This is a genomic window from Bradyrhizobium sp. GW821-FHT13H06 (genome assembly GCF_058803975.1).
Window position 1 is genome coordinate 85,323 of the sequence record NZ_JBXAPN010000010.1, and the last position, 23,575, is coordinate 108,897.

At 63.6% G+C, this 23,575-nt stretch carries 20 protein-coding genes and 1 tRNA gene; 14 read left to right on the forward strand and 7 right to left on the reverse strand.

The window, feature by feature from the left end; all coding sequences use genetic code 11:
• The first annotated feature begins 91 nt into the window (after positions 1-91).
• From AC1RQP_RS32145 to AC1RQP_RS32155, 3 genes are all read left to right on the forward strand, one after another.
• A complete protein-coding gene (locus AC1RQP_RS32145; RefSeq protein WP_239624296.1) occupies positions 92-2,107 on the forward strand; it encodes an acetyl-CoA carboxylase biotin carboxylase subunit in 2,016 nt (671 codons plus the stop codon).
• Between the two features lie 158 nt (positions 2,108-2,265).
• On the forward strand, positions 2,266-3,132 hold the full coding sequence (locus tag AC1RQP_RS32150) for an isocitrate lyase/PEP mutase family protein (protein WP_492940965.1): 867 nt from the start codon (positions 2,266-2,268) through the stop codon (positions 3,130-3,132).
• Complete coding sequence (locus tag AC1RQP_RS32155; protein WP_239624292.1) at positions 3,129-3,428, forward strand: acylphosphatase; 300 nt, start codon at positions 3,129-3,131, stop codon at positions 3,426-3,428. Before AC1RQP_RS32150 ends, AC1RQP_RS32155 begins: the two co-directional genes overlap by 4 nt.
• 82 nt (positions 3,429-3,510) lie before the next feature.
• On the opposite strand, the gene AC1RQP_RS32160 is transcribed toward AC1RQP_RS32155, so the two are convergent.
• Positions 3,511-5,028 (reverse strand): PAS domain-containing sensor histidine kinase, encoded by a 1,518-nt coding sequence (locus AC1RQP_RS32160; protein WP_492940967.1) that lies wholly within the window; start codon positions 5,026-5,028, stop codon positions 3,511-3,513.
• A 123-nt stretch (positions 5,029-5,151) separates the two neighbouring features.
• Positions 5,152-6,006, reverse strand: coding sequence for a LysR substrate-binding domain-containing protein (locus AC1RQP_RS32165; RefSeq protein ID WP_492940969.1), 855 nt, complete (start codon positions 6,004-6,006; stop codon positions 5,152-5,154).
• Positions 6,007-6,120: 114 nt separating this feature from the next.
• Here AC1RQP_RS32165 and AC1RQP_RS32170 point away from each other — a divergent pair, with 114 nt between their 5' ends.
• A complete protein-coding gene (locus AC1RQP_RS32170; protein ID WP_492940971.1) occupies positions 6,121-6,543 on the forward strand; it encodes a tautomerase family protein in 423 nt (140 codons plus the stop codon).
• A gap of 50 nt (positions 6,544-6,593) precedes the next feature.
• Here AC1RQP_RS32170 and AC1RQP_RS32175 read toward each other — a convergent pair whose 3' ends face one another.
• Complete coding sequence (locus tag AC1RQP_RS32175) at positions 6,594-7,307, reverse strand: DNA helicase (protein WP_492940973.1); 714 nt, start codon at positions 7,305-7,307, stop codon at positions 6,594-6,596.
• A 172-nt stretch (positions 7,308-7,479) separates the two neighbouring features.
• Positions 7,480-8,229 carry a lipoyl(octanoyl) transferase LipB gene (gene lipB / locus AC1RQP_RS32180; RefSeq protein ID WP_239624284.1) on the reverse strand — a complete coding sequence of 250 codons (750 nt, stop codon included), beginning with the start codon at positions 8,227-8,229 and terminating at the stop codon, positions 7,480-7,482.
• Between the two features lie 68 nt (positions 8,230-8,297).
• Between lipB and AC1RQP_RS32185 the strand changes: the two genes are divergently transcribed.
• Positions 8,298-8,540 carry a FliM/FliN family flagellar motor switch protein gene (locus tag AC1RQP_RS32185; protein WP_028177375.1) on the forward strand — a complete coding sequence of 81 codons (243 nt, stop codon included), beginning with the start codon at positions 8,298-8,300 and terminating at the stop codon, positions 8,538-8,540.
• Between the two features lie 194 nt (positions 8,541-8,734).
• A tRNA-Leu gene (locus AC1RQP_RS32190) sits at positions 8,735-8,819 on the forward strand.
• Positions 8,820-9,467: 648 nt separating this feature from the next.
• On the opposite strand, the gene AC1RQP_RS32195 is transcribed toward AC1RQP_RS32190, so the two are convergent.
• On the reverse strand, positions 9,468-10,247 hold the full coding sequence (locus AC1RQP_RS32195; RefSeq protein WP_239624132.1) for an IclR family transcriptional regulator: 780 nt from the start codon (positions 10,245-10,247) through the stop codon (positions 9,468-9,470).
• Between the two features lie 181 nt (positions 10,248-10,428).
• Between AC1RQP_RS32195 and AC1RQP_RS32200 the strand changes: the two genes are divergently transcribed.
• The 8 genes from AC1RQP_RS32200 (at position 10,429) to AC1RQP_RS32235 (ending at position 20,073) form a co-directional block, all read left to right on the forward strand.
• Positions 10,429-11,580 carry an ABC transporter substrate-binding protein gene (locus tag AC1RQP_RS32200; RefSeq protein ID WP_492940976.1) on the forward strand — a complete coding sequence of 384 codons (1,152 nt, stop codon included), beginning with the start codon at positions 10,429-10,431 and terminating at the stop codon, positions 11,578-11,580.
• 66 nt (positions 11,581-11,646) lie between these two features.
• On the forward strand, positions 11,647-12,522 hold the full coding sequence (locus tag AC1RQP_RS32205; RefSeq protein ID WP_492940978.1) for a branched-chain amino acid ABC transporter permease: 876 nt from the start codon (positions 11,647-11,649) through the stop codon (positions 12,520-12,522).
• A gap of 4 nt (positions 12,523-12,526) precedes the next feature.
• On the forward strand, positions 12,527-13,507 hold the full coding sequence (locus AC1RQP_RS32210; RefSeq protein WP_492940980.1) for a branched-chain amino acid ABC transporter permease: 981 nt from the start codon (positions 12,527-12,529) through the stop codon (positions 13,505-13,507).
• Complete coding sequence (locus AC1RQP_RS32215) at positions 13,504-14,241, forward strand: ABC transporter ATP-binding protein (protein ID WP_492940982.1); 738 nt, start codon at positions 13,504-13,506, stop codon at positions 14,239-14,241. The genes AC1RQP_RS32210 and AC1RQP_RS32215 overlap by 4 nt, the downstream gene beginning before the upstream one ends.
• Positions 14,228-14,935 (forward strand): ABC transporter ATP-binding protein, encoded by a 708-nt coding sequence (locus AC1RQP_RS32220; RefSeq protein ID WP_492941159.1) that lies wholly within the window; start codon positions 14,228-14,230, stop codon positions 14,933-14,935. The genes AC1RQP_RS32215 and AC1RQP_RS32220 overlap by 14 nt, the downstream gene beginning before the upstream one ends.
• Before the next feature lie 21 nt (positions 14,936-14,956).
• Positions 14,957-16,273, forward strand: a complete 1,317-nt coding sequence (locus AC1RQP_RS32225; RefSeq protein WP_492940984.1) for an aspartate aminotransferase family protein — start codon at positions 14,957-14,959, stop codon at positions 16,271-16,273.
• 84 nt (positions 16,274-16,357) lie between these two features.
• Positions 16,358-18,016, forward strand: coding sequence for a hydantoinase B/oxoprolinase family protein (locus AC1RQP_RS32230; protein ID WP_492940986.1), 1,659 nt, complete (start codon positions 16,358-16,360; stop codon positions 18,014-18,016).
• A gap of 14 nt (positions 18,017-18,030) precedes the next feature.
• A complete protein-coding gene (locus AC1RQP_RS32235) occupies positions 18,031-20,073 on the forward strand; it encodes a hydantoinase/oxoprolinase family protein (RefSeq protein ID WP_492940988.1) in 2,043 nt (680 codons plus the stop codon).
• A 248-nt stretch (positions 20,074-20,321) separates the two neighbouring features.
• Here AC1RQP_RS32235 and AC1RQP_RS32240 read toward each other — a convergent pair whose 3' ends face one another.
• Positions 20,322-21,644 carry an HlyD family type I secretion periplasmic adaptor subunit gene (locus AC1RQP_RS32240; RefSeq protein WP_492940990.1) on the reverse strand — a complete coding sequence of 441 codons (1,323 nt, stop codon included), beginning with the start codon at positions 21,642-21,644 and terminating at the stop codon, positions 20,322-20,324.
• Between the two features lie 10 nt (positions 21,645-21,654).
• Positions 21,655-23,433, reverse strand: coding sequence for a type I secretion system permease/ATPase (locus AC1RQP_RS32245; protein ID WP_492940991.1), 1,779 nt, complete (start codon positions 23,431-23,433; stop codon positions 21,655-21,657).
• Positions 23,434-23,575 lie beyond the last annotated feature (142 nt).

Here is a 23,575-nt window from a genome sequence, read left to right on the forward strand (position 1 = left end):
TTTTGATGTACCACGGGAGCCACACGGCCCGTCCCATAGGCCCCAACGGCCAGGAGACGGGTCCCGCCCAAGGTCGAGACTCAAGAAAAGCATGTTCAAACGGATTCTGATCGCCAATCGCGGCGAAATCGCCTGCCGGGTCATCAAGACCGCCCGCAAGATGGGAATTCAAACGGTTGCGGTCTATTCCGAAGCCGACCGCGATGCCCTCCATGTCGAGATGGCCGACGAGGCGGTGCTGATTGGTCCGCCGGCTGCGGCCGAGAGCTATCTGGTGATCGAGAAGATCGTCGAGGCCTGCCGCAGGACGGGCGCCGAGGCGGTGCATCCCGGCTACGGCTTCCTGTCCGAGCGCGAGGCGTTTCCGCGCGCGCTGGAGGCGGCCGGTATCGTCTTCGTCGGCCCCAACCCCGGCGCGATCGCCGCGATGGGCGACAAGATCGAATCCAAGAAGGCGGCGGCGAATGCCGACGTCTCGACCGTGCCGGGCTTCCTCGGCGTGATCCAAGACGCCAAGCATGCGGTCAAGATCGCCGATGCGATCGGCTATCCCGTGATGATCAAGGCCTCCGCCGGCGGCGGCGGCAAGGGCATGCGGATCGCCTACTCGACCCAGGAGGTCGAGGAGGGATTTGGGCTGGCAAAAGCGGAAGCGAAGGCCTCGTTCGGCGACGACCGCGTCTTCATCGAAAAGTTCATCGTCGATCCCCGCCACATCGAGATCCAGGTGCTGGGCGACAAGCACGGCAACGTGATCTATCTCGGCGAGCGCGAATGCTCGATCCAGCGCCGCAACCAGAAGGTCATCGAGGAAGCGCCGTCGCCGCTGCTCGACGAGGCCACCCGCCGCAAGATGGGCGAGCAGGCGGTCGCGCTGGCCAAGGCCGTGAATTACGACTCCGCCGGCACGGTCGAGTTCGTGGCAGGGCAGGACAAGAGCTTCTACTTCCTGGAGATGAACACGCGCCTCCAGGTCGAGCATCCCGTCACGGAACTCGTCACCGGCATCGACCTCGTCGAGCAGATGATCCGCGTCGCCGCCGGCGAGAAGCTCGCCATCGCGCAGAAGGACGTCACGCTGACGGGCTGGGCGGTGGAGTCCCGCCTCTACGCCGAGGACCCGTTCCGCAACTTCCTGCCCTCGATCGGGCGGCTCGTGAAGTATCGCCCGCCGGCGGAAGCCAGCAAGGACGGCATCACCATCCGCAACGACACCGGCGTGCAGGAGGGCGGCGAGATCTCGATCCACTACGATCCGATGATCGCCAAGCTCGTCACCCATGCGCCGTCGCGCGCGGCTGCGATCGAGGCTCAGGCCACTGCGCTGGATTCCTTCTACGTCGACGGCATCAGGCACAACATCCCGTTCCTGTCGGCGCTGATGCACCATCCGCGCTGGCGCGAGGGACGGCTCTCGACCGGCTTCATCGCCGAGGAATTCCCCAAGGGCTTTGCGGTGCGCGTGCCCGAAGGCGAGGTCGCGCGGCGGATCGCCGCGGTCGGCGCCGCCATCGATCACGTGCTCGGTGAGCGCAAGCGGCAGATCTCGGGCCAGATGGGCGGCCGCATCGTGCAGCGAGAGCGACGCCGCTCGGTCTGGCTCGACCGCCAGGAGATCCTGCTCGAGGTCGGGCGCGAGGGCGAGGCGATCGCGATCCGCTTCATCGATCCCGACGGCAAGGCCGGCAATGCGCATCTCTTGCAGTCACCGTGGAAGCCCGGCGATCCGGTCTGGCAGGGCACCATCGACGGCCACCTCGTCGCGGTGCAGGCGCGTCCGATCGCCAACGGCATCCGCCTCGCGCATCAGGGTGTCGAGGTGCCGGTCTATGTCTGGACCGAGGCCGAGGCGGCTTCCGCGCGGCTGATGCCGGTGACGACGGCCTCCGACACCGGCAAGAAGCTGCTGTGTCCGATGCCCGGCCTCGTGGTCTCGATCGCGGTGACCGAAGGGCAGGAGGTCAAGGCCGGCGAGACGCTGGCGGTGGTCGAAGCCATGAAGATGCAGAACGTGCTGCGCGCCGAGCAGGACGGCACCGTGAAGAAGATCCACGCCAGCGCGGGCGCGACACTCGCGGTGGACGCGCTGATCCTGGAGTTTGCGTAAAGCGTCTTCGTCGGGATCTCAGCGTCCCCACGAACACCGTCATTGCGAGCGCAGCGAAGCAATCCAGACTGCCTCTGCGGAAAGATCCTGGATTGCTTCGCTGCGCTCGCAATGACCGAGTATGTTGCGGCTGCGTCGCTACAAATGAGAGGGCACCCATGGCCTTTCGTTCCCGCCGCGAGAAACTTCGCTCCATCCTGTCGGGCGCAACTTGTGTCCATCCCGGCTCGGTCTACGACGCCATCTCGATCCGCATTGCGGAGGACCTCGGGTTTCCGCTCGGCATGTTCGGGGGATCAGTGGCCTCGCTCGCCGTGCTCGGCGATCCCGATGTCACGCTGATCACGCTCACCGAGCTTGCCGAGCAGATGCGGCGGATGTCGCGTGCCGCAACGCTCCCCGTTCTGGTCGATGCCGATCACGGCTACGGCAATGCGCTCAACGTGCGCCGCACGGTGCAGGAGCTGGAGATGGCGGGCGCCGCCGGCCTCACTATCGAGGACACGCTGCTGCCGGCTGCCTTTGGCGAAACGAAGACGCAGCTGATCTCGCTCGACGAAGGCGTCGGCAAGATGAAGGCGGCGCTTGGCGGCCGCAGCGATCCGTCGCTGGTGATCATGGGCCGCACGGGCGCTGCCGCGATCACCTCGATCGAGGATGCCGTTCGCCGCGCCAAGGCTTATGAGGCTGCCGGAGTCGATGCGTTGTTCTTCACCGGCATCAAGTCGCGCGCCGAGCTCGAGGCCATCGCATCTGTCACGCGCCTGCCGATCGTACTCGGCGGTGCGCCGGACGAATTGAATGCGCTCGACTACCTTGCGAGCCAGCGCGTACGCATCGCGCTCCAGGGCCATGCGCCGATCGCCGCCGCGACGCAGGCCGTCTACGAGACGCAGAGGGCGTTGCGCGAGGGCACGGCGCCCAAAAGCCTCAAGGGCTTGGCATCGCCGGAGCTGATGGCCCGTGTCATGCGCGAGGGCGAGGCCAGGGTGCGCAGCGCCGATGTCCTCGGATTGAACAAGTGAGCCGGGCAATTCTTCAGGTCATGATCCGCGGACGCGTGCAGGGCGTCGGCTATCGGGCCTGGGTCGAGTATCAGGCGACGGCGAGCGGCCTCGAAGGCTGGGTCCGCAACCGTCGCGACGGCAGCGTGGAGGCGCTGTTCGCCGGCGCGCCGAACCACGTTGCCGACATGGTCGCGCTTTGCCGCCACGGCCCGCCGTCCTCGCGCGTCGACAGCGTCACCAGTGAAACCGCGAGCGCGGATGAGCTGAATCTGCGCCGGGCAGGGGAGACGTTCTCGGTCCTGCCGACGGTGTAGCTTCAGAGAAGACCGTCAGGCCCGGGCCTGCCCGGCCATGACGACGTCGAGGCCGAGGTGCCCAAGCACTCGATGGGAAATTTCACCTTGGCAGCTTGGCGATCGCCTCGCTCAGCTCATGGATCTCATAGGGTTTGCGCAGGATCGGGAAATCGCCGCGCACACCGGCGGCGACCTCGCTGTACCCGGTGGCGAGCAGGATCGGCAGGCCGGGGCGGATCTGGCGGAGGCGATGGGCAAGGCCGAGCCCGTCCATCTTGCCGGGCATGACGATGTCCGAGAACACGAAGTCGACGCCGTTGCTCTCGATCTCGCGCAATGCCGCTTCGGCATCGGCGACCCGGCGCACTTGATAGCCGAGCTGCTCCAGAAGACCGATGCTGACCAGGGCGACGTCGGGATTGTCCTCGACCAGCAGCACCGTGCCGCTGCCGCGGAGAGGCGTCCCCGATGTCTCGCGCGACGGCGCAACTGTGCCGCGCGGCAGGATGATGGTGAATGTCGTGCCCTTTCCGAGCTCGCTTGCGACCGTTATCGTGCCGCCGGCCTGATGAGCGAAGCCGTGCACCTGCGAAAGGCCGAGGCCGGTGCCTTTTCCGATCGGCTTGGTGGTGAAGAACGGCTCGAAGATCTTGTCGAGAACGTCGGAGGGAATTCCGAGCCCGGTATCTGTGACGTCGATTGCGACGAAGTCGCCGGCGAGGGGAGGTTCGTTCAGCACGATATTGCGCGCGCCGATCGTCACCGTGCCACCGTCCGGCATCGCGTCGCGGGCATTGATGACGAGGTTGAGCAGCGCAGTCTCGAGCTCGGAGACGTCGGCCTTGATCGGCCAGGTGTCGGAGCCGATGTCGTAGGCGAGGCGCACGGAACTGCCCACGCCGGCGTCGAGCACCTCGCGGATGGCCGCGACGCGTTCGGCGAAATCGATAGCCTGCGGGTTGACGCTCTGCCGCCGCGCGAAGGTGAGGAGCTGGTTCGTCAGCGCGGCGCCGCGTTTGGTCGCGGTCTCGATCGCGGACATGGCGCGCTCGAGCTTGGGGTCGTTGGCGGCGCTCTTCTTCAGGATGTGAAGGCTTCCGCTGATGATCATCAGAAGATTGTTGAAGTCGTGGGCAACCCCGCCGGTGAGCTGTCCGAGCGCATCGAATTTCTGCGACTCGGCGAGCTGCTTCTGCATTGCCTCGAGCTTGAGCTGGGCGTTGCGGCGCTCGGTGATGTCGCGCGTGATCTTGGCGAAGCCGATCAGCGCGCCGCCCTCGTAGATCGGGTCGATCACCACGCTGGCCCAGAAGAACGTGCCGTCCTTTCGGACGCGCCAGCCTTCTTCCTCATATCGGCCCTTTTCCCGGGCAATACCGAGCGCCCGCGCCGGCTTGCCATTGGCGCGGTCGGTCTCGGTGTAGAAGCGGGAGAAATGCTGGCCGAGAATCTCCTCGGGCGAATAGCCCTTGATGCGTTCGCCGCCGACGTTCCAGCTGGTGATGATCCCCTTGGGATCAAGCATGTAGAGGGCGTAGTCGGCGACTCCCTCAACCAACAGCCGGAAACTGCGCTCGCTTTCGAACAAGTCTCTCTGTTGACTGAACTTTTCGGACATTCCGGACCCCGCCTCGACGGGGACAAACGCCGCACATGGCAGATTTGTTCCCATTCTATGGGACATTTTTAGGCAATATCCCGCTCGGTATACAGAGGCCGCCGCGATCAGGCGCGGTGGCCGCTAGCTCGTCGCCAGGCTCCGGAACGTCGCAGCCACCGCGCGCAGCGCCGCGAGCTTGGCGGGATCGCCGACTTTCGAGTGCAGCATCACCTTCGAGCTGCCGAGTCTCGGCAGCTTGTGCGCCGGCCCGAGATCGACCAAGCCCGGAGGTGCGATCCGCCGCGCCAGCGGCGCAATTGCAAGTCCGGCAAGCGCAGCGGCGACCACCGCCGTGACACCGCCGCCGACAAATCGCTCGCGCCAGGCGATGCCGGCCTTGTCCAGCGCGCGCACGGCGATGGCGCGGACGCCACAGGGCGGGGCGAGCGTTGCCAGCGGCAGTGCTTCGCCCTTCGGGAGCGTGAAACGCCGTGACGCGAACCAGCCGAACTCGTCATCAGCCAGCTTCTCGCCGCCACGGCGGCTGCCCTCCTGGCGGACGATCACCGCGTCCAGCTCGCCCGCATCATAGGCGTCCTGCATCTCGCGCGAGAAACCGATGGTGACGGCGAGCGTGAGATTCGCGGATATCGCGTGCAGCCGTTCGAGCAGCGGCACCAGCTCAGGGCCCGCGGCATGGTCGGAGATGCCGAGCGAAAGCGACTGCGCGGCGGAAGCCTCGCCGGAGAGCGCACGGTCATGCGCGTCCATGAGCGCGCGGGCGCGATCGAGGAAAGTAGCACCATCCGCCGTGAGCCGAACCGCGCGCGGCGAACGTTCGACGAGGCGTTTTCCGACCAACGTCTCCAGGCGTTGCAGCTTGAGGCTGACAGCCGCCTGCGTCGTGCCGATCGCTTCGGCCGCACGGGTAAAGCTCTGGAGGTCGGCGACCAGCAGGAAGGCCCGGACCGTGGCGATGTCGAGGGTGGCCGTCATTATAATTCGTTATCACTGATATCAGATGAGATAAGATACCAAAATGAACGGAGGAGGTCTAGCTTCCCACCAACGCCGCGCAGACCGCCGCGCGGCATCCTGAGGAGAACGTCCATGCCCCTGATCACCGTGTCCTACGCCACGTCTCGCCAGTCGCCGTCGCTGAAGGCCGACGTCGCCAATGCCGTCTCCGAGCTCACGGCAAAGATCCTGCACAAGGATCCCAAGGTCACCGCCATCATCGTGAAGTCCGTGGATGCGGGCGACTGGTTCGCGGGCGGCAAGTCGCTCGCCGAGCAGAAGCTCGCAAGCTACTGGATCGACATCCACGTCACCGAAGGCACCAACACCAAGGACGAGAAGGCGGCTTATCTCGCTGCGATGTTCAAGCGCATGGCCGAGATCCTGGGCCCGCTGCATCCCGAGACCTATCTGCATGTCGACGAGGTCAAGGGCGATGCCTACGGCTTTGGCGGCCTGACCCAGGAGCGGCGCTACATCGCCGGCAAGCTCGAGGTTTCGCTGCAGGCGGCGTGATGCCTGATCGCGGGTGAGCAATCTCACCCGCGACCGGTTGCAAGGGATCGTCAGCTCGCAGCCCGGAACTGGACTTCTGAATTGTTGATGAAGCACGTCTTGTCGAACAGCTTCAGGTCCAGCGGGTTCGGCAAGCGGACATCGCTGAGATCAGGACAGGACTTGACTGCGGGATCATAGGATCGGTCGATCTGCGAGATAAAGACGACGATCAGCCCCTTGTCGCGTGCGAACGATTTCAGCGCGCGCACCTGAACGGTCAGGTCGGGGTTTTCCCGCCGCTGGTCGAGCAGTTGCAGATAGTCGATCACCACGAATGTGCCGCGCGGGGCGGGGGCCATCTGCTTGACGACGTAATCGGCGCTGATCGCATCGGAGCAATCGAGCTCGAACAATTTGTCGAACTGCGCTGGCTCCACGCCGATCGCCCGCAAGCGGTCCAGAACGTCTCTCTCGGTGTATTCGAGCGAGAAGAACGCGGCGCGGCCACCTTTCCTCATGGCCTCCACCGCAAGTTCGAGACTCATCAGGGTCTTGCCATGACCGGGTCGCGCACCGAGCAGCACCAGCTCGCCCGGCCGGAACTGAGGAAACAGCTTGCCGGCCGGCGTCATGCCCGCGGCTTTCGCCGCCAGCAAGCTCCAGGCGGAAAACCCTTCCGTTGTCGCGACGCGGTCAAGCGCGTCGTGGAGTGGAATGCCTTCCTCGCGGGACAGGCGCTTCGCCTTGCGCTTGAGATGATAGATCGGCGCAGACAATCTCATCGTGAGAACCTCCCATTGCGAGCATGATCGCAATCCCTCCTTATGCCCAGCGCTCGAGCAGTCGGTCCGATGATCAATTCGCCCGACATGAAGTCTGCTTTCCCGGCGGAGGGGGGAGGCGCGGGCGACGCCGGAATCAAGTATAGCCGATTCCGCGCAGAACGCGGTAGCGCTAGGCGACCGCTTCCGGCAGCAGCGCGCGAGTTGGCCCGAACAATTCTTCGAACGTCTGCCTGAGTGCGATATCGACATCGGCCATGGTCACGAGCTGGCCGAGATCGACCAGCGAGGTGACGCCGTAGCGGGGATCGGCAACGCCGCAGGGCACGATGCCGGCGAAGTGCGACAGCTCCGGCTCGACATTGATCGCGATGCCGTGGAACGACACCCAACGCTTCAGGCGGACGCCGATCGCCGCGATCTTGTCCTCGTGATCGGCTCCCTTGTCGGGGCGCCTGACCCAGACGCCAACCCGGTCCTCGCGCCGCTCGCCGCGAATGTTGAAGGCAGCCAGCGTCCGCAGGATCAATTCCTCCAGGCTCGCGACATAGGCCCGGACATCGGGCCGGCGGCGCTTGAGGTCGAGCATGACATAGGCCACCCGCTGACCAGGCCCATGATAGGTGAGCTGCCCGCCACGCCCGGTCGCGAAGATCGGGAAGCGGGCATCCAGCAGGTCTGATTGCTTGCCCGAGGTGCCCGAGGTGTAGAGCGGGGGGTGTTCGAGCAGCCAGACCAATTCCGGGGCCTCGCCCGCCGCGATCGCGGCGACCCGGGCCTCCATGATGGCCACGGCATCCGGATAGGGCACCGGAGCATCCGAGATGAGCCATTCGACGGGCTCGCCGCCTGCGGCGGAAAACGACGTCAAATCGAGCTCTTGGCGCTGGTTTTGGCGGGGGTTTTCAGGCGAATTAACCATTGGCTAACCATAACGTGGTGATGATCGCAGGCGCAAATGAAGAGTCCCAAGTCGCGGCGGTCCTGACAGTGCCCACTCTCGATAAAGTCACCGTGGATCTCATGGTCGTCCTCGGGACGACCACCATGCCGATCCATCAAGTATTGCGTCTTTCCCGCGGCGCCATCATCGAGCTGGATGCCACCGAGGCCGACGAGGTCAAGGTCCTTGCCAACAATCTGCCGGTCGCCTCCGGCGTCGTGCTGGTCGATCGCAACCGGATCGCGGTCGAGGTCAAGCAGATGCTGCCGCGCTCCGCGGGCACCCGGTAGGCGTTTGGCACCAGCTGGGCAGGCGGCTAGCGGCCCCGGCCACCCAGCGAGGCCGATTCGGGGCAGAAGGCTGGAACTTTCCTGCAAAGCTTGTGGAATTCAGGGCCTTTGCAGGCTTGTACCCCTCTGATGGATTTGTTAGATCGGCGCCGTTGATCCGGCCGGCCCTCAAGCCTCAAGCCGGCATCCCCAAAGCGCTCGTGGCGGAACTGGTAGACGCGCTGCCTTGAGGTGGCAGTGAGTAAAATCGTGGGGGTTCGAGTCCCTCCGAGCGCACCATAGATCCACGATTGGCGTTGAAATCACTCAGCTTTTTGGGTGTTGCCCGGGGATGTTATCACTCTGTTCCCGCCCGGCATTCGCACACTGTTCGCTTCGGTCCCCGCAAAAGGTCGTCGTGTGACCGGCTCTGATCGAATGCGACGATCTTCTCCATGCTGCCGAGGCCGAGCTTCTCTCGATTCGCCTGGGCGATGCAGTGGCGCCGGCATTTTCGGATCGGTCCAGCCGAACATGGCCATCATCTGGCTCTCGGTGCATATCCAGGTCGGCTGAGCGTACCAACTCGTCAAACTCGTTGGCCATCGTCGCACCTCTGAGTTTGGGCGGGAGCGCGGCAAGGCGGTCTCGTCCCCGATGGGGAGCCGGGGCAACGGAGTGATGTTCTAGTGTAGGCGCTTGCTGGGGAAAACCTACTTCACTGGAAGAGGCCAGTGCCAGGCGCCCCGTTCAATCGCTTCAAGGGCGTGGAGGGCTGGAGTCGGTCAAGGGTCAATCGCCTCGGCTCGCCCGTGCGGCCGTGACGTCCGACAAAGGTCGTTGAGCAGATGTCCTCAGCGACGTTGGTCGAAGGTCTCGAAGGGCCAGCAGCCGACAACTGGCGCCAGGCGAGCGCGTTGCCCTCCAATTCGAGCCGATGGCGACGTCTCAACGCCGACTATTTACAACCATTCCTCGGGAGAGCGCCTTCGAGAGAGCCGCTGCAGTGTCCCGCAGAGCAGCAAGTCGATCCTCCATCTGCTTGTTCATGATACGCTCAAGCGGCCCGGTCATGCCGACCGATTGCAGAACTGAGCCATCTGAAAGCACAATGGGGACCGCGAGCGCTGCAAGCCCTTCGTCGATCTCCCCGACACAGGTAGCGTAACCCAGTTTTCTGACCTTTGCGAACTCCTGTTCAATCCACTTTCGGTTGGTGTGTGAATTGACGGTCGGCTTAGGAAGCTCATTTGAGAGAGCTTCAGCGACCAGCTCCTTGCTCTGAAATGCCATGATGGCCTTGCCCGTCGCAGCTGCATTCACGGGCATCTCGATTCCTGGCTGAACATATCCGCGCCACCTCACATCGGGCGAATATGAAACGGCTACCAGTACGCGCGCCCCGACCAGGCGTGCGAGATAGCAAGTCTCGGTGGACGCCTCCGTCAAGGCATGAATATGGGGACCGGCAAGCGATGCGTACCAGCCGTCGTCGGCGCTCGCATGCAGGAGGCGCGTCAGCCTGTCGCCGACTGAGTAGGTACGTCCGGCTTCTCGTTCGACCGCCAGTCCCGATCGAACCAGCCCCTTCAGCAGTCGATGTGCGGTTGTTTTGGGGAGTTCGAGGATCGATGAGACGTCGGCGAGCGTGATCGCGCCGGGGAAGGCGGCAATCAATTCGAGCACGTCGATGTACCGAGCCAGCGGGCCGGGCGAATTGTCATCCATGCGCATGTGATCCGATCAATTTTTGTGCGGCGCAAGCAAAAATGAACGGCTTGACACCCGGCGAGGAGGCCGTCTACCGTTTCGTTATTCGGGATTATGTTCCGGAAAACGGAACGTCTGTCAAGCCTCGTGAAGCTCCATTGGGCGTGATGGACAAGGTTATTTCAGTCCAGGAGACGACATGAAGATCACGCGGAAGGCCTTTCTCAGTTTGATGATGGGAGCAGGAATGCTGCCGTTGGTCGGTGCGGCTCAAGCGCAGCAGGGTGGGCCCATCTTGATCGGCGCGACTGTGCCGATGACGGGGCCGCTTTCGCTGACGGGAAAGCAGTACCAGAATTCTCTTTCGATGGCCGAAGAGGACATCAACAAGGCAGGGGGCATCAACGATCGTCAGATCAAGATTGTGTTTGAGGACACGCAGGCGTCCAACGGCACCGCGGTCAACGCATTCGTAAAGCTGGCTCAGGAGACCAAGCCCGCATTCTTCTTTCTGTCGAGCTACTCCACGCAGAATCTTGCGACCGCGCCCGAGCTTGGCAAAGTGCAAGTGCCTGCGATGTATGCGGGCGGTGCCGATGTTGTGGCTGAAAACGGAAATGAATGGATGTTTCGCATCCGTCCCGCTGACAGCGTTTCGGCCGAAGGAATGGTGAAGGCTGCGGTCGACGTCATCAAGGCGAAGAAACCCGGGATTCTCTATATCCAGAACGACTTCGGCCAGGGCGGTGCGCAGACGGCCGCCAAGCGCTTCGAGGCTGCAGGCGTCTCGGTCGCCGGCATGGAAGCCTATGGTCAGAACGACAAGGACTTCTCCGCGCAGCTCCTTAGTCTGCGTAACAAGGGCGCGGATGCCATTTTGATCTTCAACTATCCGCAAGATGGCGCGCTGGTACTTCGCCAGGCCAAGCAGCTCGGCTTCAAGATGCCGCTCGTCACGTCCTCTGCTGCGCTGGTACCCGCGGCGACACAGCTTCTTTCCCCCGCAGATCTCGAGGGTGTCTGGGGGGTGGTCGATGCTTTCATGGATGTCGGTGTCGGTGGCCGGATGAAGGATTACGTAGAGCGCTTCAAGGCGAAGTTCGGAGTTGATCCAGATCCATACGGGCTTGCGTACTATGACGGCGCGATGCTGATGGCCGACGGCATGCGCAAGGTCGGGACCGATCCGAAAGCGCTGCGCGAATGGCTGTCCTCGGTCAAGGGCTGGCAGGGTATCGGGCACGTCTATTCGTACGACAGCAAAGGCAACGGCGTACGCGACCTTGCTGTCGTGAAGGCGAAGCCGGGCACCAAGACCTTGGAGCTCGTGCAGCCTGTCACGCTCAACTAGTCATTCGCAAGGAAGAGGTCTGCGGTTCGGCACGCCGACCGCAGACCGGGATCGTGTAGGAACGTCATGGCGGACTTCGTCCAGCTTCTAGTCAACGGACTGGCGATCGGCAGCGTCTATGCGCTCGCCGCGATCGGCTTCGTGATAGTTTACTCCGCTACCGGAGTGGTCAATTTCGCGGCTGGTCAATTCGTCATGTTCGGAACGTTCGCCGGCGTTGCGACGCTTATCAGCGCTCAGCTTCCCTGGCCAGTTGCGTATGGCGCGGCGCTAATCATCATGGCACTGTTCGGGGCCTTGTTCTTTGTCTCGGTCTACCTGCCTCTACGACGTGGGTCGATCGTGACGATCATCATCGGCACCGTCGCGATCAGCATCACGATGCAGAACGCTGCGTTGCTCTCTTTTGGATCGTGGCCGTTCCGCCTGCCGTCTCCCGTCGAAGACAGCGCGGTCTCACTTGGCGGCGCGATCATTTCCACGCACGCGCTTGGCGTGGTCGCTGTGACCGCCGTGATGGTCGCCGGATTATGGCTTCTCTTCAACCGCACCTCGGCTGGCGTGGGGATGCGAGCCGTCGCGCAGGATGTGCAGGCCGCCAAGTTGATGGGCCTTAAAGTCAACCGCCTGCTGGCGTTATCGTGGATCCTCGCGGCAGTACTCGCAGGGGTGGCGGGACTAATGCTCGGACCAATGTGGTTCGCGGACGTCAATATGGGCGACCCCATCGCATTGAAAGCGTTCGCCGCCACCATCATCGGCGGCTTTGGCAGTCTGCCGGGGGCCATCGTGGGCGGCCTGTTCGTTGGCCTGACCGAGGTCCTCGGCGCATCCTACGTCTCGTCTGCGTACAAGGACCTGATCTCGTTCGGCATAATGATCGCTTTCTTGCTGGTGCGTCCGCAAGGCGTGTTCGGCGAGAAGATTCAGGATCGAGGCTGACAGCATGGCGATACGTATTCCCCTGCAGATCGCCGCAGCGATCATTGTGCTTGGCGGCCTGTCCGGTATCGCTTTGCCGGAATATCATCTTCGCTTGCTGAACCTGTCACTGATCTCCGCAGTAGCGGTGATCGGGCTCAACTTTGCCTTTGGCTACGCCGGTTTGATCTCGCTAGGCCATGCGGCCTTTGTCGGCATGGGCGGCTATGGCTTGGCCATCCTAACCACCACTTGCGGATGGTCACCGTGGCTCGCTGCGCCGGTGGCGATCGCGGCGACAGCCGTCTCTGCCGGCCTGATTGGGTACCCATTGCTTCGCTTGCGCGGGCACTACTTGGCGTTGGCGACGCTCGGCCTCAACGTGTCGTTCTATATCGTGACGTCCAATTGGATTGCGATGACAGGGGGGACTAACGGGATCGCGCGGATCCCGGGATTGGCGCTTGGCTCGCTCAGCTTCTCCGGGGAGCATCAATTCCTGTGGCTTGCACTTGTAGTCCTCGCGCTGATCGCCGCAGCGGCGGCCGCGTTGCACAAGTCCCGTCTCGGCCGCGAGATGATGGCTGTGTGCGATGATGAGATCGCGTCCGAGATGACCGGAATCGATACGACGCGGATCAAGATTGCAGCATTTGTGCTTTCCGCCGTCTGCGCCGCCGTTGCCGGATGCCTGTTCGCCCTGCACGTGCGCTTCGTCGCGCCCGAGGATTTCACCTACGCGCATTCGATCACGTACCTCGCCATGTTGATCGTCGGCGGGGAAGGGACGATCGTCGGTGCTATCCTCGGAGCGGTGCTGCTGACGTTTCTGCCGGAATGGTTGCGCTTTCTCGGTACTGCCTACCTCTTCTTCTTCGGCCTGCTGGTGCTTGGCATTCTGGTGTTTCTGCCCACAGGCCTCGTTGGCCTCGGCCAACGCCTGGGCCGCCGGTCGGCGAGACGTCCGGCCTTCGCGTCTTCTCGTGCTCCGGAGACAGTGCCATGAATGCCTTGGAAGCACGGAGCATTCACAAGCGCTATGGCGGCCTGGCCGCGTTGGCGGACGTGAATCTGACCGTCAAAAAGGGGCAGTTCGTCGCGGTCATCGGGCCCAACGGCGCCGGCAAATCCACTCTGTTGAACGTTCTGACTGGCCTGGCGATGCCAGATGAAGGGCAGGTGTTTCTCGATGGTCAGGCGATCACGCGCATGGCCACCAACAAACGCATTCGTGCCGGCCTCGGCCGTACGTTTCAGCACGGGCGGGTGTTCGCGCGCCTCAGCGTACTGGAAAACGTGATGACGGGTGCAGCGATACGTGGCCACCTGAGCGAATCTGGTCTGCGCGACGCTTCGATGGAGATCATCGAGCAAATGGGGTTGGCGGACGAGGCGCACGAAGCCATTGGGTCGCTCTCGTACGGTCGGCGCCGAATGGTGGAGCTCTCACGTGCGTTGGCCTGCCGGCCGCACGTCCTCTTGCTGGACGAGCCGGCGGCCGGCCTCAATTCCGGCGAGGTCGACCAACTCATTGATCGCCTGGCGGAGTTGCGGGCGGCGCACGGACTGGCCGTGGTGTTGATCGAACACAATATGGGGATGGTCATGCGGCTCGCCGAGCGCATCTTCGTTCTCAATTTTGGTTGCAAGATCGCCGAGGGAACTCCAGCGGAGATTCAAGCAGATCCGGCCGTGCTGTCTGCTTATCTGGGCGAAGGATATGCTCATGCTGTCGTGTAACGATCTCGTGGTCGCGCACGGCGATATCGTGGCGCTGCAGGGAGTGACCCTCCAGGTCGAATCCGGCGAAACGGTCGCACTGATCGGTGCCAATGGCGCCGGCAAGACGACCTTGCTACATGCGATCTCCGGCCTTAACCGGGTCTCGTCGGGAGACATCAGATTCGAGGAGCGCTCGATCGCCGGATGGCCCACCGATCAACGCGTTTCCGCTGGAATTGCGCAGGCGCCCGAAGGCCGAAGGATATTTCCCGGATTGTCGGTCGAGGAGAACCTGACCCTCGCGACCGTCAGCTGGCGTCGTTGGAGGCAGTCGATTGCGGCCGATCTCGATCGCGTCTTTGGATTGTTTCCGCGCCTTAAGGAGCGCCGACGACAGCTGGGATGGTCATTGTCGGGAGGAGAGCAGCAAATGCTCGCGATCGGACGTGCTCTGATGGCTCGCCCCAAGTTGCTGTTGCTCGACGAGCCATCGCTCGGCTTGGCGCCGCGGCTCGCCGAAGAGGTTTACGAACAAGTCAGGTGCATTGGCGAGACCGGTCTGACCATCCTGGTCGTGGAGCAGAACACGGTGCTCGCGCTCTCGGTCGCCGATCGCGCCTATGTGCTGGAGACAGGGCGCATTGTGCTCGAAGGACCAGCAGACGAACTCAAGCACAATGCGCGCGTGCGCGAAGCTTATCTGGGCCGTTGAACCCGGAATCAAGGAGGCAAGATGTATCCCGCCAATCATTCTCAATCGCGAGATCTCTATCAGCGGGCGCTGAAGAGCCTGCCGGGTGGCAATACGCGCACCACAGTCTACATGAAGCCGTTTCCGATCTACGCAGCTTCAGGCGCCGGCTGCCGGGTCCGGGACGTCGATGGCAATGAATATATCGACTGCATCAACAACTTCACGTCTCTGATCCATGGTCATGCTCATCCCGCATTGATCGAGGCGGCGACCAAGCAGCTCGCGCTGGGCTCGGCCTTCGGCATGCCGACGGAGTCCGAAGTCGAGCTCGCCGAATTGCTGGCAGCAAGGCTTCCATCGGTAGACCATGTCCGTTTCTGCAATTCGGGCACGGAGGCGGTGATGATGGCGCTGAAGGCTGCCCGCGCCTACACGGGTCGTCCGAAGATCGCCAAGTGCGAGGGGGCTTATCACGGCTCCTATGACTACGCTGAAGTCAGCCTCGACCCGACACCCGCGGCTTGGGGAGGCAACACCCCGGTATCGGTAGCCTATGCCAAAGGCACGCCCGACAACGTGCTCGCGGACGTCGTGACCATTCCGTTCAACGACGTCGAAGCGGCCGCGAGCTTGATCCGCGAGCATGGTCCCGAACTCGCTTGTGTACTCGTTGATCCGATGCCGAACCGAGCTGGTCTGGTTCCGGCGGACAGAGCCTACGTGGAAGCGCTCCGTCAGGTCACGCGGGAGGTCGGCGCGCTGCTTATATTCGACGAAGTCATCACGTTCCGTCTCGGCTATGAGGGTGCACAAGGGCTTTGGGGTATCGATCCGGACCTGACGACGCTCGGCAAGATCATCGGCGGCGGCTTCCCGGTCGGCGCAATCGCCGGCGGCAAGAAGTTCATGTCGGTGTTCGATCCATCTTCCGGCAAGCCGGCGCTCCCGCACGGTGGCACGTTCTCGGCCAATCCCGTCACCATGCGTGCCGGTCTTGCCGCGATGAAGCTGCTCGATACAGCAGCCTATTCACGCCTCGATGGGATCGGCACCACGGTCCGCGACGGTATCAATGCGGCATTCCGCAAGACTGGCGTTGCCGGGACCGCAGTCGGATTGGGCTCGCTTCTCAAGATTCATTTTACGGATCGCAACGTCCGGGACTATCGTTCAGCTTACTTGAGCGAGATGGAAGCGAAGCGCCAGGCCGTGTTCACCGCCGGGTTGCTCAATCGCGGGATTTTCGTCGCGAGCTATGGCCTGATGGCGCTGTCGTTGCCGATGACCGATGCTGACGTCGATACGATTGTGAAGGCGGCTGCGGAGTCCCTGGAGGAGGTCGCCGCGTTCGGCTGATCAGGCTCCTTGTACCGCGAACTGTTCCGACCGGCGCTCACCTGACGCCGGATTGAGATCCTCATTCCTACCAGCAGGCTTGCGATGACCTCCAAGATTGACCCTATCACCCGTTCCGTTGTCCAGCATCGTCTGAGTTCGATCGTGAACGAAATGGGTGAGGCGATGCTGCGTACATCTTACTCGCAGATCCTGAACTCCAGCCGTGACTTCTCGCTGGGGATCTGCGACGTGAATGGGCGGTTGATTGCGCAGGCCGATCATATTCCGGTTCATGTCGGCGCGCTGTCCTGGGCGACGCTTGCTATCGAGGAGCGCTTCAAGGACATCAAGCCCGGCGACGTTCTGCTGCTCAACGACCCCTATCATGGTGGCAGTCACTTGCCCGATCTGACCGCGTTCGTGCCGGTCTTCGACGGGGAGCGGAGGCTGTACTGGACCATCGTGCGCGCACACCAGAGCGATATCGGCGGGGCCACCCACGGCGGCTACAATCCGAGTGCGACCGACATTTGGCAGGAAGGATTGCGGGTACCGCCGATCCGTCTTTATGAAGCGGGCAAACTTCGCGACGACCTGCTCGACATGCTGGCACTCAACGTGCGGAATCCTCGCGATTTCCGCGGAGATCTTGCTGCGATGATTGGTGCGGCGCATCTCGGCGAACGCCGGATCAGGCGGCTGCTCGACGAATTTGGTGGGCAGGTCGTCGAAGCGGCCGTCGAGGCAATTCTCGACGCCGCCGAACAACAGACGCGGGCAGTCCTATCGACGTGGCAGGACGGTACGTTCCATGGTGAAGCGTATCTCGACGACGATGGTCATGGCCGAAGCGATATCAGGATCGCCGCGAAAGTGACCAAGAAGGGATCCGACATCGAGATTGATCTTTCGGAGTCGGATCCTCAGTCGACGAGCTTTGTCAATTCGTCGCACGCCAACATGCAGGCTGCGGTCGTCATGGCTTTTGCCTATCTCATCGACGCGGATATTCCCAAGAATGCCGGCGCACTTCGGCCGCTGAAGGTCGTTGCCAGACAGGGCACGATCGTGTGGGCAGATCCCGGCCGTCCGGTCACGATGTGCACCAGCCATCCTTCGAATGAAATCGTGGAAGCTATCGTCAAGGCGCTTTCCCAGTCGTGTCCCGATCGTGCGATGGCCGGGTGGAGCCGCAGATTCCGCATCGCCATCCAAGGTGAGAATCCGCGGACAGGACGCAATTTTATCTGGCATTTGTTTCAGGCCAGGCCCGGAGGAGGGGCGTCGTCGGCCGGCGATGGTTGGTCATCGATTGGTGAGTGGCATACGGTCGGGGGCATCAAATTCGGCAGCATCGAAGTCGACGAAGCCCGGTTTCCGCTCTATTTCCGACATCACGAATTTCGTCCGGACTCCGGCGGAGACGGCAAGTTTCGTGGCGGCCTGGGCGTATCGTTGGATCTCGTCGTGGAAACGGCGAAGCCTGCGCGAGCGAACACGGCAGGCGAGGGCACGAAGCATGGAGGATGCGGGATGCTCGGCGGCAGCGATGGGCTTCCACATCAGTACACCCTCGTGTCGCAAGGCCGGGCGCCGCGCGTGCTGCGCACGAAGGAGGTCGGCATCGAAGTCCTTCCCGGCGACTGCTTCGAGGTTCGCTCCTCGGGTGGCGGAGGATGGGGCCCCCCTGGTCAACGGTCAGCTCAAGCGCGCGAAGCCGACCTGATGCAGGGCCTTACGACGAAACTCACAACGATTTAACGGATAGCCTGAAGATGTTTACCATCGGAATCGATGTTGGCGGTACGTACACCGACCTCGTCGCGATCGACCGCGACGGCAACACCGTGTTCGCAAAATCGCCGACGACGCCGGCAGACCAGTCTTTGGGTGTCATGAATGGACTTGAGGAACTCGCAAGCCGGCTGAAGATGCCGCGAGCGGAGATGCTCGCTGCGACGGACCGCCTGGTGCACGGGACAACGGTCGCGACGAACGCATTGCTCGAGCGGAAGGGAGCAAGGGTCGCGCTTCTCACGACGGAAGGCCATCGTGACGTCATCGAAATGCGCGAGGGTCTGAAGGAAGATCGCTACAATCTCCGCATTGCACCGCCGTCTCCCCTGGTGCCGCGCCAACTGCGCTTCGGTGTACGCGAGCGCGTTAGGCCGGACGGCGAAGTGCTGATCCCACTCGATCAAGACTCCCTCGGTGAGGCGATCTCGGCGATCCGCTCCGCCGGAGCAAGCTCCGTGGCTGTGTGCTTCCTGCATGCCTATCGTAATCCAGCGCACGAAATTGCGACCGTCGAACGACTGAAGCGCGAACTTCCGGAACTCGACGTCTCTCGATCGAGCGATGTGTTGCCGCAGATCAAGGAGTATGAACGCGTTTCAACGACGATCGTGAACGCCTACGTCGCTCCGGTGGTGCGGCGCTATCTGACCAATCTGGAAGCCCGGCTGAAAGATGCAGGGTTGGCCAGCAGCCTTTTCATCATTCTTTCGCATGGCGGGATGGCCCCACTCGAGGAAGCCGCGCGGCTCGCTGCTGGCACCGTACTTTCCGGCCCCGCCGGCGGCATCTCGGGGGCCCGGCGCTGTGCGGAACTGCTCGGAATTCCCGATCTTGTGCCGTTCGACATGGGCGGGACCAGCACCGACATCTCGCTGATTGCAGATGGACGCGCGTCGCTGTCGGCCGAGGGAGGGCTTGCCGGTCAACGCATCGCGCTCAGGAGCCTCGACATTGCGAGCATCGCCGCCGGTGGAGGCTCGATTGCCACTCTGGACGCGGGTGGTACGCTCCGCGTCGGGCCAGAAAGCGCAGGGTCCGTGCCGGGGCCTGCGTGCTACGGCAACGGAGGTATCGAGCCGACGGTGACAGACGCCAATGTTGTTCTCGGATATCTGGACGCCTCTGCGTTCATGGGCGGAAAACGGCCGCTCGATCGCGCCGCCGCAGAAGCGGCAGTCGATCGGCTCGCGAAAGCGCTCGAGCTATCCCGGGACGATGCGGCGGCAGGAATTTATCGAATGGTCAATCTGCGCATGGCGGATGGTATCCGTCTGATGACTCTGCGACGCGGCGTCGACCCACGCCGCTTCGCGCTGCTCAGCTTCGGCGGCGCTGCCGGCCTGCATGCGGCCGAAGTTGCGCGCGAACTTGAAATCAAGCGCGTCATCGTGCCGACGGCGGCTTCGGTACTGTCCGCCTGGGGGATGTTGACCAGCGATCTGAGGTACGAGGTGAGCAGTACGCATTACAGCGCCGGCCAACGGATTACGGCCCAGGAGGTCAGGACCATCTTCGCTGACCTTGAACGAGAAGCTACGGGCCGTCTGAAGTCGTGGTTTGGCGGCGATGTGGCTGTCGAACGTTCCGCCGAGATGCGCTACGGCGAGCAGATCTTCCAGATTGACGTCCCGCTAAACGATCTCGATTGGAATTCGGAGAACATCGTGGATCGGATAGAGGAGCGATTCCATCGTCGCCATGAAGAACTGTACACCTACTCGTCGCCGGATCAGGAAGCGGTGTTCGTCAATGCGCGGGTCGCTGCCATAGGCGCTGTCCCGAGCGTCGGACAAGTCGCGCGCGGGCGGAAGACCGTAGCGCCCTGCAAACCAAAAGGACGTCGGAAGGCATTCTTCGGCGAATGGCGAGAAGTAGAAGTATTCGCGGCGGATCAACTTCGTCCAGGCAACAGGATCGAAGGTCCGGCAATTGTGGAAGCTGAGACGACGACCGTCCTGATTGGTGACGGCGATCAGATCGAGGTCAATGATCTGGGATGGCTCGACATCAGGCTCAGGTGATTGAATGATGAGGCCGCTCGGCGTTTGGGCGCCACTCCGTCCATTTGGTCCCGGCCTGAACTGCTGACGTGCCGAGCGCGACCGCGATCTTCGCCTTAGGGCCGGCCAGAAGCAGACTCAGGCAACATCAGCTCACCACGCCTGCTCGCCTGCCGAGGATCCGCAGATCTGACGCCTTCGAAAGTCGGGATATCGTGCTGGCGGCAATGCGGACGCATGCTGGACAAAGATGGCGATAGGGACTTGGACTATTTCTGCCGCAGGGCGCGGGCGAGCTGATCTTCCAGCGGCTTGCGCAGGTAGGCAAGTGCCGTCCGCACGCCGTTCTGGATGAAGGCTTCAACCGGCATGCCGGGCACCAGCGCCTTGCCGTCGAGCTTGGCGAGTTCGCTCGCGTCGAGGCTGATGCGGGCGACGTAGTAAGCCGCGCCGGATTGCGGGTCTTTGGTCAGGTCGGCGGCGATCCGCGTCAGCGTGCCGTCGAGCTCGGGGGTCACCGCGGCGTCGAACGCGCTGAAGCGCAGCTTGGCGGATTGCCCGACCTTGAGCCGGTCGATCATTTGCGGATCGACCCGGGCCTCGACCACAAGCGAATCCTTCGGCACGATGAGCATCAGCTGTTCGCCCGCGGTGATCACGCCACCGACGGTGAAGACCGATTTCTGGTGGATCAGACCGTCCTGCGGCGCGCGCAATACCACGCGATCGAGCTGGTCCATCGCGGCGATGCGGCGTTCGCCGAGATCGGCAAGCTTGGTCTCGACGTCCCGCAGTTCGGTCGCGACCTCGCGGCGCTGGTCCTGGACCAGCTGGATGATCTGCAGTTCAGTTTCGGTGATCCGGCCCTTGGCGCGCGCGATCTCGGCGATCAGCTGGCCTTCCTCGCCGGTCAGACGGGAAGCCTCGCGCTCGAGCGCAGTGAGGCGCGCATAGGGCACCAGGCGCTTTTCGTACAGCTGGCGGACGCCCTCCAGCTCAGTGTCGATCCAGCGGATCTGTTCGCGCTTCGACGCGATCTGCGCCTCCAGGCCGCGGATTTCGTCCGCGATCTGCGCCTTGCGTTCGCGCAGCTGCGATTGCTGGCCGCTGATTGCCTCGCGCCGCCGGGCGAACAGCGTGGTCTCGCCCTCGATCATCTCCGCGATCGCGGCGACGGCGCCGCGTGCGGCGATCTCGCCGGGCAGCACCACCGCGTCGCGGCCGTTCTGCTCGGACTGCAGCCGGGCACGACGCACCCCTAGCTGGTTGAGCTGGTTTTCGATCAGCGCAAGGTTGGCGCGCGACAGCGTCTCGTCGAGGCGGACCAGCACGTCGCCGGCCCGAACCTGATCGCCGTCGTTGACGTAGATGTCGGCGACCACGCCGCCGGTCGGGTGCTGAACCCGGCGGACGTTGCTGTCGACCACCACCTGTGCCGGTGCGATCACGGCGCTGGCGAGCGGCGCGGTCATCGCCCAAACGCCGGCGGTGGACACCACGATCGCCAACGTGCCGATTCCGAGTCCGGTGGCGCGCCGGATATCGCGAAACGGATCGTTGCGGCGAGCTTCGCGCGTGGAGGGTGCGGTCATATGGAGGTCCTCAACTGGCGGCGGCGGCCGGAACCGAGCGCGCGTCGGGCACCGCCTGCAGCGCCGCCCCGCCCGGCGCCGGATGAGCGGCGAGCGATTTGCGCAGCACTTCGTCCTTCGGGCCGAACGCCTGCACCTGGCCGGTCGCCAGCGTCAGTACGAGATCGACCGCGGCGAGCGCCGCCGGTCGATGCGCGATAATGACGGCAATGCCGCCGCGGGCGCGGACGCGCCGGATGGCGTCGGTCAGCGCCGCGTCGCCTTCGGCGTCCAGGCTGGCGTTCGGCTCGTCGAGCACCACCATGAACGGATCCTTGTAGAGCGCGCGCGCCAACGCGATCCGCTGCCGCTGGCCGCCCGACAGGGTGGCGCCGGCTTCGCCGATCCGCATCTCGAACCCCTTCGGCAGCTTCAGGATCATCTCGTAGGCGCCGGCGGCCTTCGCCGCGGCGATCACCGCCGCCTCGTCGATCTCCGGGTCGAAGCGTGCGATGTTCTCCGCCACCGTTCCGTCGAACAATTCGACGTCCTGCGGCAGATAGCCGATCATGCCGCCACGAATTTCTGCCGGCCACTGGTCGAGGGTGGCGCCATCGAGGCGGATCTCGCCGCGTGCGATCGGCCAGATCCCGACCAGCGCCCGCGCCAGCGTCGATTTGCCGGCGGCTGACGGGCCAATGATGCCGACCGCCTGGCCGGCTTCAAGTGCGAACGACGCGTTGTGCACGATCGCGGTGGTGCCGCCGGGGGCGGCGATCGTTACCTGCTCGACCGTGAGCCGATGGAGGGCGCGTTCGGGCGCGACGTCGGGATTCGGGGCGTCGCCGTCGCGCAGGGCGGTGCGGAGCCGTTGGCCCGCCTGTCGCGCGCCGAGGAACGGACGCCAGATGGAGATCGCCAGTTCCACCGGTGCGAGCGCGCGGCTGCCCATGATCGACGCGGCGATCATCACGCCGCCGCTGGCCTGCCCCTCGATCACCAGATAGGCGCCGAGGCCGAGCAGCGCCGATTGCAGCATGAAGCGCAGCGTCTTGGACAACGCGCCGAGCGATCCGGCGATATCGGCGTTGCGCTGCTGGGCGGCGACGAGATCGTCGTTGGCGGCCCCGATCCGGTCGATCAACCGCTGCTCCATCCCCAGCGCGGCCACGATTTCGGCGTTGCGCCGACCGGCTTCAAGCTGGACGCCGCGGATTGCGCCGGCAAGCGACGCGTCCCGGGTCGGCGCCCGCGTCAGCACCTCGGTGAGCAGCGCGATCCCGAACAGCAGCACCGCGCCCACGACCAGCGTCCAGCCGAGATAAGGATGCAAGAGAAAGCAGCCGGCGAGATACAGCGGCATCCACGGCAAGTCGAACAAGGTCGTCGGGCCGAGCCCGGAAAGGAACGACCGGACCGAGTCCAGATCATGTGACAATTGCAGGCCGCGATTCGCGCCGCCGCCGCGCAGCGGCCCACGCAGGATGTTGCAGACGACCGGTTGCCACAGCGCCGCGTGCAGTGCCGATCCGATCCGTGTCAGAATGCGCTGACGCAATAGATCGAACAGCCCTTGCATCGCATACGCGGCCGCCACCGCGATCGACAGCGCGATCAAGGTCGGAATGCTGTGCGATGGGATGACCCGGTCGTACACCTGCAGCATGTAGATCGAGCCGGTGAGCATCAGCAGATTGAGCACCGCCGAGAACAGTCCCACCGTCAGAAAGGCCGTTCTGCAGGAGACGATCGCGGCCGACGCAAGATCGCCGGACGCGGGAGTCGACGTGGAGGACGTTGTTGCGGTCATATTACTCAATTCAAAACGACGTCGGACCGTCACGGTCGGATGCGGTCGGCGTTCGTTAGCGAGGTTCAACGTCAGGCGCATGACAAAGCGGCGCGTGCGCGATGACGGCGGCCGATGGCAACGAGGCCGCGACACCCTGCGA